The sequence below is a fragment of the Corallococcus exercitus genome (assembly GCF_003611585.1).
Lineage (GTDB): Bacteria > Myxococcota > Myxococcia > Myxococcales > Myxococcaceae > Corallococcus > Corallococcus exercitus.
Window position 1 is genome coordinate 1 of record NZ_RAVW01000248.1, and the last position, 14,088, is coordinate 14,088.

A 14,088-nucleotide genomic window follows, 5' to 3' on the forward strand; every position below is an offset into this window, starting at 1 on the left:
GGACGGGCGGTCGCGGCGGCTTCCTCCTTCGGTGAGGCGCAGCCCGGTACGACTCCCAGCAGCAGGAGGGTGTGAAGCAGGACGTGTTTCATGGCGCAGCGCCTTCCGAGGCAGGAGCGCCGGAGGTGCCGGCGCGGAATGAGGGAGCCGGGGGTGTGGCTTCTTCCGTGGCGGACGCATCGAGCGCATCGATGAGAAGCCGGGCCCGCATGCGCGCCAGCGCCTCATCCGCCAGCGCATGGCCCAGGCGGATGCGAGCCTGGGTGAGCGCACGCCGCAGGCGCACCACTTCGAGGACCGTGGTGTCTCCGGCGCGGAAGAGCAGCTCGCCCAGCCTCGCCGCCTCCTCGGCACCGGGAAGCAGCGTGCCGCGCAGCACCTCCACCACCTCGTGTGAGTGCTCCACCTCGTGGAACGCGAGCACCAGCCCTGAAGCCGCCGCGGCGGCGGCCTCCAGGCCCTCACCCTCCAGCCGCGCGGCGTTCGCCAGCAGGGTGCCACGCTCGCGTTCGGCATGGTCGAACACGGGGGGCGTCAGGCCCACGGTGGCCACGCCACCCACCGCGCCGTCGTACTCGCGCAGGGCCGCGACGCCCAGCTGCAACTGGAACCCCTTGGCCGCCTTCGCCTCGTCCGCGCGGGCACGCTCCATCCGGGCCAGCGACATGCGAAAGGTCACCTCCGGCAGGCTCGCGGCGCGCTCCTGCAACGCCGGCCACCGTGACTCCGCGGGCAGCGCCACTTCGGGCAGTGGGCCCGCCGCGGTGACGGGAACGGCCTGCCGTGCCCCCACCTGTCGGGAGAACTCCGTGCGGCGCGCCATGGCCACGCCCTGGACGTCCAGCTCCGTGAGCCGCGCATCGGCCACGTAGGTCGCGGCCTCCGCCACGTCCAGCTTCGTCGCCGCACCCAGTGCCGCCGCGGACTCCACCACCTCGCGGAACGCGTCAGCGAGTCGCACCTCCTCGGCCACTCGTACCTGAGCCTGCTCGGCGGCCCACAGCGACAGCCATGCCTCGGCGACGGTCAGCCGGCGGGCCAACAGCGCGGAGCGAGCCTCTTCCGACAACGCCTGTGTCTCCAACCGCACGGCCTGCTTTCGCGCGGTGCCGAGGCCGGAGAGGTGGAACGGCTGGGCCACGCCGACGCGCAGGTCCAGTCCGCTCCCCGCCGCGGCCGAACGCCGCCAGCCGGGCTCCACCACGAGCTGTGGGTTGGACAGCGAAGAGCCCCGGGACACCTCGGTGCGCTGGGACACCACGGCGCGCGCGGTGGCGGCGGGCAGGGGGGCACGTTCCGCCAGCGCGAGCGCCTCCGCGAAGCTCATCGGAGTCGGTTCGGGCGAGGCGGCGAGCAACAACGCGGTCAGGGCAACCACCATGCGCGGCACCGTAAAGGCCTGGCGCGAGAGCATCCTGAGACGTCCGTGAGAGGAGTCTCAGAGAACGCCGAGCCCTGTACCGAGCACGTAGCCCTGCTTATGGCGTCCCGGCGTCGTCTTTACTGCCCCTTCAGGGTCGGCCGGTGCCCTGACTGGGAAAGGGATTGCCCTCTCGCAGGGGAATGCCGCACGGACAGCCTGCTCTCCAGGGCGGGTACGCGGCTTGCTTGGGTGGCGCGTACGCGTAGGGAGAACACGTGAATCGACGACTGCTGGGGCTGGGCGTGTGTGTGGGGGCGATGGTGCTGTCGGCGTGGGGGTGCGGTGGGACGGATTCGCCCACGATTCCCGTGGGTGACACGGACGACATCGACCCCAGGCCGGGGATTGATGCGGGGACGGACGGAGGCACCGACGCCGGGACGGATGCGGGCACGGATGCCGGCACCGACGCGGGCACGGATGCCGGGACGGATGCGGGCACCGACGCGGGCACGGATGCCGGGACGGACGCGGGCACGGATGCCGGCACCGACGGTGGCACCGACGCGGGCACGGTGGATCCCTGGCCAGCGGATCCGGTGACGAACTACTCGGACCGCTATGGCATTGGCCGGGTGCAGTCGGTGGGCGTGGACCTGGGCAAGAACATCTGGGTGCTGGACGGCGACCGCGTCGGCGTGGTGCGCGCGGACACGCAGAAGCTGGTCTGGATGCCGGGCGCAGCGGGCCAGGCGGGCGAGGGCCAGTCCTCCACTGTCATCTGCGGCGGCGCGGCGGGCCGGGCCTACGTGGGCTACAACGCGCCGGACCTCCAGCAGGACCCGGAGTACCCGGGCATCCACACCAACTTCATCGTCACCGCGAAGCCGTGCGAGGTCCCGGTGAACGAGCAGACCTGCTACCCCTTCAGCTCGCGCCGGCTCCAGTACTACCGGCAGGGTGACGTGGACGCGGTGAAGCTGGACGGCAGCGGCCAGGTCGCCTTCGAGACCCACATCAACCAGTCCCGCCGCGCCAACATCGACGCGAACGGCAAGCCCTTCATCCAGACGGGGCCCACCGTGGTGGACGGCGTCAGCCTGGGCATCCGCAACAGCAACGACCACCACTTCGACGAAGACCGCGCCATGCTCAGCTGCGCGTCCGTGCTGCGCGGCCCGAACAAGGGCGACGTCTTCTTCGGCACCAACCACGGCGTCGTGCGCATCCGCGACCTGACGTACAACGCCCACCGGCACCCGGTGTGGTTCGACGCGAACGGCTCCCAGTACGCGGGCTACACCTACGGCCTGGGCATCGCGCCGGACGGTGACGTGCTCATCGCGAACGAGTGGAACTTCGGCACCGTCACGCCCGACACGAAGATGGAGAACTGGGACGACACCACCACGCCGGGCATCAACCAGCAGAAGGTGAAGTCCTCCTATCTCCAGGACCTCAACTCGCAGTCGGAGTTCGACTACTGGCGCGGCTTCCAGCAGACGACGGACGGGAAGTACTACCTGGGCAGCAAGTCCCTGGGCCTGTGGGAGATGACCATCCTCTCCTCCGGCAACCCGTACCAGAAGGGCACGCGCATCGGGGCGGACGTGGGGGCGCTGGACGCCATCAACGCGCTGGCCTCCACGAATGACGGCTCGCTCTTCATCGGCACCAACGCGGGCGGCCTCTACCGGCTGACCCCCGCCAAGACGCTGGAGAAGGTGACGAACGTGCGCGGCAACAAGGTGCTCCAGCTGGTGTACGACGGCTCCGGCACCTCCGGCATGCTGCTGGTGCTCACCTCCGAGGGCCTGACGGTGCTGCGCGGCCACTAGGAATCCCACCCTGACGCCGGGTCGATGCGCATGTCGCACCCGGCGTCCTGGGAGCCGAGGGGCCCTTGGAAGGGCGCGGAAATGTTCTGGAAGGAGGCCCGGTTCTGCTTCCGCCCTCTTGCTCTTGTGCAAGGGGGCAGGCGGGCCGGGCCCCCGGGCTTCACGATCCTCCGGACCGTTCTCTACAATCGCCCCTCGCCCCGCCGGAGGAATCCGAACGCATGCGCCTGAGACTCGCCCGCCGTCACGCCGCTGGTGCCGCCGCCTCCCTCGCCGAAGCCGAACCGGTGGAGCCGCACGGCCGCAACGAGCTCCAGGCGCGAGGCCCCGACCCCTTCCGGCCGGACCGGCGCCTGCGTTGGCGGGACCACTTCGTGCTCACCGAGCACCTGCTCCAGCTGGACGGCATCCACCCGGAGCATGACGGTCTGCGCATCGCGCAGCTGTCGGACGTGCACGTGGGTCAGGCGACCAGCGACGTGCGCATCCGCCGCGCGGTGGCCGCGGTGAACGAAGCGCGGCCGGACCTGGTGTTCCTCACCGGCGACTACGTCACGCACAGCCCCAAGCCGCTGCCGCGCGTGCGCCAGCTGCTCCAGGGGCTCAACGGTCCCGTCTTCGTGGTGCTGGGCAACCACGACCACTGGGTGGACGCGCCCTACCTGCGCGCCAGCTTCGAGGCCCTGGGCTACACGGTGCTCCAGAACGAGCACCGCGTGGTGCACGTGAAGGGCGCGCCGGTGACGGTGCTGGGCATCGACGACGGGCTCACCGGCATGGAGGACGTGGAGGCCACCTTCCGGGGCGCGCCCTCGTCCGGCACGCGCCTGGTGCTGGCCCACACGCCGCCCACCGCGGAGAAGCTGCCCGCGCACGCGGGGCTGGTGCAGTTCTCCGGGCACACCCACGGCGGGCAGTTCATCGTCCGGGGCCTCACGGAGGCCCTCTTCCGTCGCGCGGGCCAGCCGTACATCCGCGGCCACTACCGGGTGAACGGCAACCACCTGTACGTGAACCAGGGGCTGGGCTTCGGCTTCGGCGGGCCGTACCTGCGCCGGGGCAGCACGCCGGAGGTCGCCTTCTTCACGCTGCGCACGCAGCAGGCCGCCCACGTCGGGGCGACCTGATCCACGAGCAGGACGGCGCGCCCGCCTTCAGCGCAGGGGCGCGCCCAGCTTCATCCCGCCCAGGCCCGCCTCGCGCTTCTTGCGCGACAGGCTGAAAGGGCCGGGCCCGAAGTAGACGATGAGCAGGGCCCCACCCGCCATGGAGAGGTTCTTCATGAAGTGGATGAGGTTGTTCTGTGCCTGCACCGGGTCATCCATCTTCCAGAAGTGATGGACCATGAAGGCGGACGCGACCAGGAACACCGCGAGCATGGCCGCGCCCAGGCGGGCGAACATGCCCAGCAGGACGCACAGGCCGCCCACCACCAGCACGCCGCCGGACACCAGCACCGCCATCCGGGGGTCGGGCACACCCGACGCCTGGGCGTAGGCCGTGAGGGCCTGGAGCTGGAAGAAGTGGTTCAGCCCGCTGGTGATGAAGATGACCGAGAACAACAGCCGTCCCAGCGGTGCGAGCAGCCCCATGAATGACCTCCATGCCTCCGGCGTGTCCCCCCTCAACGCGGACGGGTCGGTGTCATTCTCCAGATAGGCACGGAAGGGCGGGCGGACAGCTGGCCCCCGTTCCCCTGGCTGCTCCCCAACCTGTCGGACAGTCGGACCGTTCCCGGGGTGACGCACCGGCGGCCTGCGACAACACGCCACAGTGCGCCAGGGAGGGGGGACGCTAGGGTGCCCACGCCTTGAGAACCCCCACCCTGGCCCTCCTGAGCGCCGCGCTCCTCCTCCTGCCCGCGTCCAGCGCGTGGGCCTGCGCGAGCTGTGCGTGCGGGGACCCCACCCTCACGTCCATGGGCGGCGAGCAGCCCTTCGAAGGGCGCCTGCGGCTGTCCACGATGCTGCGCGCGTGGGGCCACACGGAAGGGCTGACGGGCGTGGACGCGCAGCGGCTGCGCGAGCTGCGCATGGACGTGGCGGTGGCGTACGCGCCCAGGCCCTGGTTGGTGCTGGCGGTGAACCTGCCGCTCCAGGCCCGCGAGGTCCAGGACGTGAGCCTGGGGATGGAGCGCGGCTGGGGGCTGGGCGACATCGACGTGAGCGCGAAGGCGTTCGTGTGGAAGGACAAGGAGTTCTCGCCGGACCAGCTGATCAGCGTGGTGGGCGGGGTGAAGCTGCCCACCGGCCCCCGGCTGCACGCGAGGGACGGCACGGCGCTGGGCATCGACGCGCAGCCCGGCAGCGGCTCGGTGGACCCCATGGCGGGGCTGGCGTGGCAGGGCTTCCGGGGCAAGTGGTCGTTCCTCGCGAGCGCCCTGGGCTTCCTGCCCTCGCGCGGCCGTGACGACTACCGGCTGGGCGCGTCGTTGCGCACGCAGGTGGCGGCGCAATACCAGCCGTCGCCCACGTGGGCGGTGCGCCTGGGCGTGGACAGCAGAGCGGAAAGGGCACCGGACACGAACGGCACGCCGGAGGAGTCCGGAGGGGGCTTCATCGCGTACGCGTCGCCGGACGTCCTCTTCAGCCCTGGGATGGACGTGGTGGTGCAGGCCGGGGTGCACATCCCCTTCGTCAACCAGCTGCGCCGGGTGTCGTCCACGCCCATCGCGGTGCTCTCGCTGGCGTACGACCTGTGATGATCCGCGCCTCGCGTCTGGGATGGTTGGGATTGCTGTGCGCGCTGAGCGCGTGCGGTGAGCGCGTGGACGGTATGCGCGTGACGCTGGGCCTGGAGCACCGGGCCGCGCACGGCGTGCAGGCGGCGAGCGGCGAGCGCTCCTTCACGCGAGCGGATGGACAGACGCTCACGCTGACGCGCGGCTACGTGGCGCTGGGCAGCGTGGAGTTGAAGCCGTGCGAGGAGGCATTGGGGTGGCGGCTGCTCAAGGCGCTGTCTCCCATTGGGACCGCGCAAGCGCACTCGGTGGGGTCGCCGTTGAAGCTGGGCACGCCGCACGTGAGCGGGCTGGAGCGGCCGGACGGGAACGTGCTGACGCTGGGCACGCTGCGTCCGCCGCCGGGGCGCTACTGCCGGGCGCGGCTCACCTTCGAGCCCGCGGACGCGGACGCGGAAGGGCTGCCGGGCGGGGACGTGGACATGGTGGACCACACGCTGTGGCTGGAGGGGACGCGGGTGCCCGCGGGTGGCGGTGAGCCCCAGCCGTTCAAGCTGGTGTCATCCAACATCGCCACGGTGGACGTGGTGCTGGACGGGCTGACGCTGTCCGAGGACGAGCCGACGGCCGAGCGCACCTTCGCGCTCGCCTGGGACACGTGGCTGGCGACGGTGAACCTGGAGTCCAGGGACGCTGCGGCGTCCGCGCTGGACACGGTGGCCCGCTCCGTGGCGATGTCCTCCGCCACGCCATGACGCCTTCGCAGCCGCCCTCCTCCGAACCGTCGCTCCGAGCCCGCATCAACCTGATGTGGCTGCTGAGGCTGCGCTGGGGCGTGCTGGTGGGGCAGGCGGTGCTGGTGGCGGTGGCCGCATGGGGCCTCAAGCTGGCGTTGCCGGTGCCCGCGCTGGTGGCGTTGCTGGGCGTGGAGGCGGTGACGAACGCGGCGGTGCGAGCGGGGCTCGCGAGGGCCAGGCCGGTGGCGGAGGCAGCCATCTTCGGGCTGATGCTCTGGGACACGCTGGTGCTCACGGGGCTGCTAGCGTTGAGCGGAGGGACGCACAACCCCTTCACGACGCTGTACCTGGTGAACGTGGCGCTGGGCACGGTGCTGCTGCCGCCACGCCGCACGTGGGCGATGCTGGGCTTCACGCTGGTGGCGTTCGGTTCGCTGTTCGTGTTGCAGGACGTGACACTGCCGGGCATGGAAAGGCCGGACCACGCGGAGCTGATGCGATTGCACCTGAGCGGCATGTGGGTGGCATTCGCGGTGGCGGCGGGCTTCATCGTGTATTTCATCCAGCGAGTGACGAGGGCGCTGGCAAGGCGTGAGCAGGAATTGGAGCAGGCCAGGGCAAGGCACGCGAGGCAGGAGAAGGTGGCCTCGCTGGCGACGCTGGCGGCGGGAGCGGCGCATGAGTTGTCCACGCCGCTGTCCACCATCGCGGTGGTGGCGAAGGAGTTGGAGCGAGCGCTGGCGGCATCCCAGACCTCCGACTCCGCGCGCGAGGACTTGAGGCTGATCCGCCAGCAGGTGGACCGCTGCCGTGACGTGCTGGTGCAGATGTCCGCGGACGCGGGCCAGACGACGGGAGAGCCCTTTCAGGCCATCCCGCTGCAAAGGCTGGTGGAGGAGACGCTGGCGGAACTGTCGGGCCGGGAGCGCGTGCGGGTGGAAGTGCCTGAAGCGCTGAAGCAGCACGAAGTCCACGGACCGCCGAGAGCATTGGCCAGGGTGCTGCGAGGCCTGGTGAAGAACGCGCTCCAGGCGACGCCGATGGGCCGGAGCGTGGAGCTGCGAGTGGTGGCCGAAGGCAAGGGAGCAAGGCTGGAGGTCCACGACGAAGGCCAGGGCATGCCGGAAGCGGTGCTGGCCCGCGCGGGAGAGCCGTTCTTCACGACGAAGGCGCCGGGTGAGGGCATGGGCCTGGGGCTGTTCCTCGCGCGTTCGCTGGCGGAGCAACTGGGTGGGTCGCTGGAGCTGCGTTCAAAGGCAGGAGAAGGCACGACGGCGAGGCTGAGCCTGCCGGGCGTGGACGCAAGGGAGGCAGCGGCATGAGCACGGCCTCAGTGGATCACCGCCCCAGCCTGCTGCTGGTGGACGACGACACCACGCTGAGAGAGCGCCTGGCCCGAGCCTTCCGCGAGCGGGGCTGGGACGTAACGACAGCAGGCAACCACGACGAAGCCATGGCAGCGGCAAGGCGCGAATCCCCGGAGTACGCGGTGGTGGACCTGCGAATGCCGGGACAGAGCGGCCTGGAGCTGGTGCGCGACCTGGTGGCGGTGGACGCCTCCACACGGGTCATCGTGCTGACGGGCTACGGAAGCATCTCCACGACGGTGGATGCGATCCGACTGGGAGCCGTGAACTACCTGCCGAAACCAGCGGACGCGGACGACATCCTCGCGGCGTTCGCAAGAGCGGAAGAGGCACCGAACGTAGCGGCGCCGGAAACGCTCCAGGCACCGTCACTCGCGAGAGCAGAGTGGGAACACATCCACCGCGTGCTCGCGGACAGCGCCGGAAACATCTCCGAAGCCGCGCGCAAGCTGGGCATCCATCGAAGGTCGCTCCAGCGGAAGCTCCAGAAGTATCCGCCGTCGCGCTGACACGAAGCCGTCACTTTCGCTGCCGGAGTTCCGAAATCCATTCATCCACGTTCGGGTGGCCGGTCTCCCGCAGGGCCTGGACGACCTCCGCCAGGTTGAAGTGGACACCAACATGCTTGGCTTCCTTCGGGCAGAAGATGCCTGGATGAGATCCCAACCTCTTCGCATTCCCCAAACCAATCGCAATCTTCAACACTGACCGACATCTCGGACAAAGCACCCTACCGCCAGCTCGCACAATCGCTATCGCAGCGTGACAGCCCTCCTGCATAAACAATCTCATCCACGGCCATCGCCCTCAAAAACGAGACATCCGCCCATCCTTCTTCCCGAGTGAAGGCCGACGGCTCCGAGGACGCGGGGGGTCAACCCGAGCATGCAAGAGAGCTGGAGCGGTTCCCTGGACATGACGGCACTCGTTCCATCCCCGCGGCCTCCATCACCACCTGAGCCCCGGAAATCTGGCGCTGGCATTGTTGAGCATGGGCTGTGGGGCTTGAACCCGGCGCCGGATGGGCTCTCATGTGAGGCGCTTCGCATTGCTCACATGGGGGATGGAATGCACTTCCGCTGGCTCGTCGTCGCGTTGCCCCTGCTGTCCATCAGCTGCGCCCACTCGAAGCGGAATCCCGAAGCGGAGCTGCCCAAGTACGAGCACGTCTTCCAGAAGCCCCTGACGGAGGCGATCGCGGCCACGCGCCAGTTGCTGGAAGAGCGGGGCTACACGTTCGAGGACACGGAGGATCCCAACCAGCTCGTCACCGCCTGGGGCGAGCCCGATAGTGCCGGCACTCGCAACACCACCTATACGCGCTACCTGGTGACGGGCATCCAGGTGGCTCCGCGCCAGTCCGTCGTGCGCATCTTCCGCATGACGCAGCAGACGACGGGCAATGACGCCGAGTGGAAGAAGCTGTGGTGGAAGGTCTACCTGGAGCGTGCCGAGCAGATGTCCAACCCCTTCGTGAAGGAGGTGGACTTCGACCAGGACGACGCGGCGACCAGGCGTCTGTCCATGTTGCGCGGCGCACAGCACGGCACCCGCGACCTGGACCTGGAGCAGGCGCTCACGCTGCGGCTCGAGTCCGCCCCCTCCGTGGAGGTCCTCTCCGGCAACGTGGCCGAAGAGAAGCGCCCCACCGCCGTCCGCGCGCCGGAGTTCTACCTGGAGCGCTGGAGCGAAGAAGCCCCCGCGGAAGGCCCCTGCACCATGTCCGTGCGCGGGCTGCCGAAGCTGCTGCACCCAGGCCTCACGCTGCTCATCGGCGAGCAGCTGGGCACCAACGAAGTGCCGGGTGTCGTCGGCCACATCGTGTGCCAGGCAGCCCAGGCGGGGCTCGCGGTCGTGCTGGGCCTGTCGCTGCCGGAGACGGAGCAGGCGCGCGTGGACAGGTACCTGGCCAGCCCTGGCGCTCCGGCCGACCAGGACGCGTTGCTGGAGGGCCGCTTCTGGACGCGGGCCTACCAGGACGGGCGCAGCAGCCGCGCGGTGCTGGACCTCATCGACCGTGCACGCGCCCTGCGCGCCGCGGGCTTGCGAGTGACGGTGGTGGCCTACGACACGGACGTGCTCAACGGCAGCGAACGTGATGCGGCCCAGGCCCGCGTCTGGACGCAGCGCCGCGCCGCGAAGTCTGGCGAGGTCCAGGTGGTGCTCGCGGGCAACACGCATACGCGGTTGGAGAAAGGGACCCAGTGGGACCCAGCCTTCACGCCGATGGCGCACCTGATGAAGGCGGACCGTTCCCTCGTCGTGCTGGAGATGAGCTACGCGCAGGGCACGCGCTGGGGTTGTGACCTGAACCGCGACAGCAAGCTGGTCTGCGGCCTCGTGGGTGCCACGCCTGCTCCGGAGGTGGCCGCCCTCCCCGGCCTGAGCCCGCACATCCAGATCAAGGAGGCATCCCCTACCGAAGGCCTCCAGGGCCTGCTGTACGTGGGGCAGCTCACGCCCTCCATGCCGGCCATCCTCGGACCGCAACTGGCGCCCCCAACCAACCCCGGCGAAGCCCCCCGGGCTCCGGGCCGCGACATGCTTCCGCCTCCCGTGTTCTAGCCGCACGCAACGAAATATTGATTCCTATCAGTTCGCAGGCCCCCTTCTGGATTCCCAGACGCGGAATGGCTTTCATGTGAGGCGCTTCGCATTGCTCACAGGGGGCTGGAATGCACTGCCGTTGGCTTGCCGTAGCGCTTGTCTTGATTTCCGTCAGCTGCGCCCACTCGAAGCGGGGACCGGAAGCGGAGCTGCCCAAGTACGAGCACGTCTTCCAGAAACCCGTCGCGGAGGCGCTCGTGGCCACGCGCCTGCTGTTGGAAGAGCGGGGCTACACCTTCGAGGACACGGAGGATCCGAACCAGCTCGTCACCACCTGGTCCGAACCGGAGCGGGCCAGCACGCTGAACACCACGTACACGCGCTACCTGGTGACAGGCATTGCGCTGAGCCCTCGCCAGTCCGTCGTGCGCATCTTCCGCATGACCCAGCAGACGACGGGCAACGACTCCGAGTGGAAGAAGCTGTGGTGGAAGGTCTACCTGGAGCGCGCCGAGCAGCAGTCCAGTCCCTTCGCGAAGGAGGTGGACTTCAGCATCGACGACGCGGGAACCAAGCGGCTGTCCATGCTGCGCGGCGCGCAGCACGGCACCCGGGACATGGACCTGGAGCAGGCGCTCACGCTGCGGCTGGAGTCCGCGCCCTCCGTGGAGCTCCTCGCCGGCAACGCGGCGGAAGAGAAGCGCCCCGCCGCCGTGCGCGCGCCGGAGTTCTACCTGGAGCGCTGGCAGGAGGAGCTCCCCGCGCAAGGACCGTGCACCACGTCCGTGCGCGGCCTGCCGGAATTACTGCACCCGGGCCTCACGTTGCTCGTCGGCGAGCAGCTGGGCTCCAACGAAGTGCCGGAGGTCGTGGGCCACGTGGTGTGCCAGGCGGCCCAGACAGGGCTCGCGGTGGTGCTGGGCCTGTCGATTCCGGCGACGGAGCAGGCGCGCGTGGACGCATACCTGTCCAGCCCCGGCGCCCCGGCCGACCAGGACGCGCTGCTGGAGGGCCGCTTCTGGACACGCACGTACCAGGATGGCCGCAGCAGCCGCGCCGTCATGGACCTCATCGACCGCATGAGGGCCCTGCGAGCGGCGGGGCTGCGCGTGACGGTGGTGGCCTACGACACGGAGGTGATCAACGGCAGCAAGCGTGACGTGGTCCTGGCCCAGGTCTGGACGAAGCGCCGTGCCGCGAAGCCGGACGAGGTCCAGGTGGTGCTCGCAGGCAACACGCATACGCAGCTGGAGAAGGGCACGCAGTGGGACCCGGCCTTCACGCCCATGGCGCACCTGATGAAGGAGAACCGGTCGCTCGTCGTATTGGAGATGAGCTACGCCCAGGGCACCCGCTGGGGCTGCGACCTGAACCGCGACAGCAAGCTGGTCTGCGGACTCGTGGGCGCGACGCCCGCCCCCGCGGTGGCGGCCCCCGCCGGACTGAGCCCGTACATCCAGATGCGTCAAACCTCCGGCGGCGAAAGCTTCCAGGGCCTGCTGTACGCAGGGCAGCTCACCGCCTCCATGCCGGCCATCCTCGGACCGCAGGCCCAGCCGGCCACCGCCGCCCCCAGCGTGCCGCCCCCCAGGGCGCTTGGCGGCTTCCCGCGCCGCTAGCGGCCGTGGCTCCGGAGGATTGACGACCGTTAACGTCAGGGTTAATCATTCACCCTGACGTTAACGAATCATCCTCCGCCAGGAGCCACCGCATGAAGCCCATCCCCTCGGACTGGCCGCGCATCTCCTCCAGCCTCTTCTACGAGGACGCCCCCGCCGCCATCGACTGGCTGGAGCGCGCCTTCGGCTTCCAGACGCGACTCAAGGTGGAGGGCGCGGACAACACCATCGTGCACTCGGAGCTGGTCTACGGCGACGGCGTCATCATGGTGAACTCCTCCGGGCGCCACGACCACCACCGCAGCCCCCGGCTGCACGGTGGCGCCAACACCCAGACGCTCACGGTCTACGTGGACGACGTGGACGCCCACTGCGCCCAGGCGCGCGCGGCCGGCGCAGTCATCATCATGGAGCCCGAGACCAAGAACTACGGCGACGACTGGGGCACCAACCGCACCTACGGCGCCATGGACACCGAAGGCCACCGCTGGTGGTTCACCCAGCGCGTCTTCACTCCGGCGTAGATTCTCCCGCCATGGCCACCCCGTCCGCGCTCGACCGCACCCTGGCCGCCCTCGCCGACCCCACGCGCCGGGGCGTCGTGGACCGGCTGCGCCAGCGGCCCCACCCCGCCGGGGAGCTGGCCGCCGCGTTCGACATGAGCCCTCCCGCCATGTCCCGCCACCTGCGCGTGCTGCGCCAGACGGGGCTCGTGGAGGAGCGCATCGACACGGACGATGCCCGCGTGCGCGTCTACTCCCTGCGCCCGGAGCCCTTCGCCGCCCTGCGCGGCTGGCTGGACGAGGTGGAGTCCTTCTGGGCGGATCAGCTGGGCGCCTTCAAGGCCCACGCGGAGCGCACCCGGGGCACGAAGCCCTCCGGAGGCCGCAAGTCATGACGGCCGACCGCGCCCGCGTCACCACCTTCGTCGCCGTGTCCCCGCTGGACGCCTTCGAGGTCTTCACCGAGGAGACCGACCTCTGGTGGGGCAAGAGCCCGCGCTACCGCGGCCTCCAGAACCCCAGCGGCGTCCTGCGCTTCGAACCGCTCGGCCCCGGCGGCCGCCTGGTGGAGTCCTTCGAGGAGCAGGTCTTCGAGATTGGCCGCGTGCTCGTCTGGGAGCCCGGCGCGCGGCTCGTCTTCCAATGGCGCGCGAGCAACTTCGCCCCCGGAGAGACCACCGAGGTCGACGTCCGCTTCGAGCCCACCTTCGGCGGCACGCGCGTCGTGCTCGAACACCGGGGCTGGGAGGCCATCCGCATGGACCACCCCGTGCGCCACGGACTGGATGGCCCGGCCACCGTCGCGACCATCGGGCGCTGGTGGGGGGACCTCGTCACGCGCTACCGGCTCCACGCCGCGCGGCCCCGCCCCACTTGAACGAACACCCCTCGCCTACGGACAGGCGCCGCAGTCCGCCGCGCAGCTGTCGGGCGTGTTGCTGCCGCCGCACTTCTCCGTCAGCTGGCACACGCCGTCGCCGCAGCGGTAGACGTCCTGGGGCAGCATGCGCGTGGTGATGGGCCGGTACGTCACGCCGTTGTACGTGCAGCGCGTGTAGTACGTCCGCGTGGCGTCCAGCGTGCAGTAGTACCGGCACGCGCCCACGTGCTTCATCGGCGTGCACGCCGTCGTCTCACTCCAGGACGACAGGCCGCAGGTGCGCACCGTGCTCTCGTCGTAGTCCAGGTACGCGCCGTCGTTCGCCGCGAACGTGCCCTCGCCCGTGAAGAGGTTGCCGAAGAAGCACGCCTCCTTCTCCGCGTAGGTGTTCAGCTCGTCCGTCGAATACGGCATCGCCCCGCCCAGCGCGTCGCGCCCCAGCACGGAGATGTTCACGTGCACGCCGTACTTGTTCGCGTGCGCCGCCAGACACGCGCTCACCACCTGCTGCTCCGCCACCGTCGCCGGCAGGCCCCCCGCCCACCCCGGCGCCT

Annotated in this window: 13 protein-coding genes and 1 pseudogene; 11 read left to right on the plus strand and 3 right to left on the minus strand. The window is 70.0% G+C overall.

The genetic code is table 11. The features are described from left to right. Nucleotides 1-88: 88 nt before the first annotated feature. Nucleotides 89-1,381: a TolC family protein gene (locus D7W79_RS26610; protein WP_208729844.1), complete on the minus strand. Its 1,293-nt coding sequence runs from the start codon at nucleotides 1,379-1,381 to the stop codon at nucleotides 89-91. A 257-nt stretch (nucleotides 1,382-1,638) separates the two neighbouring features. Between D7W79_RS26610 and D7W79_RS26615 the strand changes: the two genes are divergently transcribed. Continuing rightward, nucleotides 1,639-3,201 carry a ligand-binding sensor domain-containing protein gene (locus D7W79_RS26615; protein ID WP_244221981.1) on the plus strand — a complete coding sequence of 521 codons (1,563 nt, stop codon included), beginning with the start codon at nucleotides 1,639-1,641 and terminating at the stop codon, nucleotides 3,199-3,201. Between the two features lie 221 nt (nucleotides 3,202-3,422). After that, complete coding sequence (locus tag D7W79_RS26620; protein ID WP_120528205.1) at nucleotides 3,423-4,328, plus strand: metallophosphoesterase; 906 nt, start codon at nucleotides 3,423-3,425, stop codon at nucleotides 4,326-4,328. Between the two features lie 27 nt (nucleotides 4,329-4,355). Here the strand turns inward: D7W79_RS26620 and D7W79_RS26625 are convergent, their stop codons facing one another. After that, nucleotides 4,356-4,793 carry a DoxX family protein gene (locus tag D7W79_RS26625; RefSeq protein ID WP_120528206.1) on the minus strand — a complete coding sequence of 146 codons (438 nt, stop codon included), beginning with the start codon at nucleotides 4,791-4,793 and terminating at the stop codon, nucleotides 4,356-4,358. A 218-nt stretch (nucleotides 4,794-5,011) separates the two neighbouring features. On the opposite strand from D7W79_RS26625, the gene D7W79_RS26630 reads away from it, so the two are divergent. The 9 genes from D7W79_RS26630 to D7W79_RS26670 all read left to right on the plus strand — a co-directional run bounded on the left by D7W79_RS26630 (nucleotide 5,012) and on the right by D7W79_RS26670 (nucleotide 13,531). Beyond that, nucleotides 5,012-5,902 carry a transporter gene (locus D7W79_RS26630; protein ID WP_120528207.1) on the plus strand — a complete coding sequence of 297 codons (891 nt, stop codon included), beginning with the start codon at nucleotides 5,012-5,014 and terminating at the stop codon, nucleotides 5,900-5,902. Beyond that, on the plus strand, nucleotides 5,902-6,636 hold the full coding sequence (locus D7W79_RS26635; RefSeq protein WP_147442061.1) for a hypothetical protein: 735 nt from the start codon (nucleotides 5,902-5,904) through the stop codon (nucleotides 6,634-6,636). Before D7W79_RS26630 ends, D7W79_RS26635 begins: the two co-directional genes overlap by 1 nt. Continuing rightward, nucleotides 6,633-7,940 (plus strand): ATP-binding protein, encoded by a 1,308-nt coding sequence (locus D7W79_RS26640; protein ID WP_120528209.1) that lies wholly within the window; start codon nucleotides 6,633-6,635, stop codon nucleotides 7,938-7,940. The genes D7W79_RS26635 and D7W79_RS26640 overlap by 4 nt, the downstream gene beginning before the upstream one ends. Beyond that, entirely contained in the window at nucleotides 7,937-8,494 is a 558-nt protein-coding gene (locus D7W79_RS26645) for a response regulator transcription factor (RefSeq protein ID WP_120528210.1), read from the plus strand. Before D7W79_RS26640 ends, D7W79_RS26645 begins: the two co-directional genes overlap by 4 nt. Nucleotides 8,495-9,053: 559 nt before the next feature. Continuing rightward, nucleotides 9,054-10,550, plus strand: a complete 1,497-nt coding sequence (locus D7W79_RS26650; RefSeq protein WP_120528211.1) for a hypothetical protein — start codon at nucleotides 9,054-9,056, stop codon at nucleotides 10,548-10,550. Nucleotides 10,551-10,693: 143 nt separating this feature from the next. Next, complete coding sequence (locus D7W79_RS26655) at nucleotides 10,694-12,151, plus strand: hypothetical protein (RefSeq protein WP_244221982.1); 1,458 nt, start codon at nucleotides 10,694-10,696, stop codon at nucleotides 12,149-12,151. Between the two features lie 92 nt (nucleotides 12,152-12,243). Next, nucleotides 12,244-12,675, plus strand: coding sequence for a VOC family protein (locus D7W79_RS26660; RefSeq protein ID WP_120528213.1), 432 nt, complete (start codon nucleotides 12,244-12,246; stop codon nucleotides 12,673-12,675). A gap of 11 nt (nucleotides 12,676-12,686) precedes the next feature. Continuing rightward, nucleotides 12,687-13,049, plus strand: coding sequence for an ArsR/SmtB family transcription factor (locus D7W79_RS26665; RefSeq protein ID WP_120528214.1), 363 nt, complete (start codon nucleotides 12,687-12,689; stop codon nucleotides 13,047-13,049). Next, nucleotides 13,046-13,531 (plus strand): SRPBCC domain-containing protein, encoded by a 486-nt coding sequence (locus D7W79_RS26670; protein WP_120528215.1) that lies wholly within the window; start codon nucleotides 13,046-13,048, stop codon nucleotides 13,529-13,531. The genes D7W79_RS26665 and D7W79_RS26670 overlap by 4 nt, the downstream gene beginning before the upstream one ends. Nucleotides 13,532-13,546: 15 nt before the next feature. On the opposite strand, the pseudogene D7W79_RS26675 reads toward D7W79_RS26670, so the two are convergent. Beyond that, nucleotides 13,547-14,088 (minus strand): annotated as a pseudogene (locus D7W79_RS26675) (hypothetical protein); the annotation flags it as partial.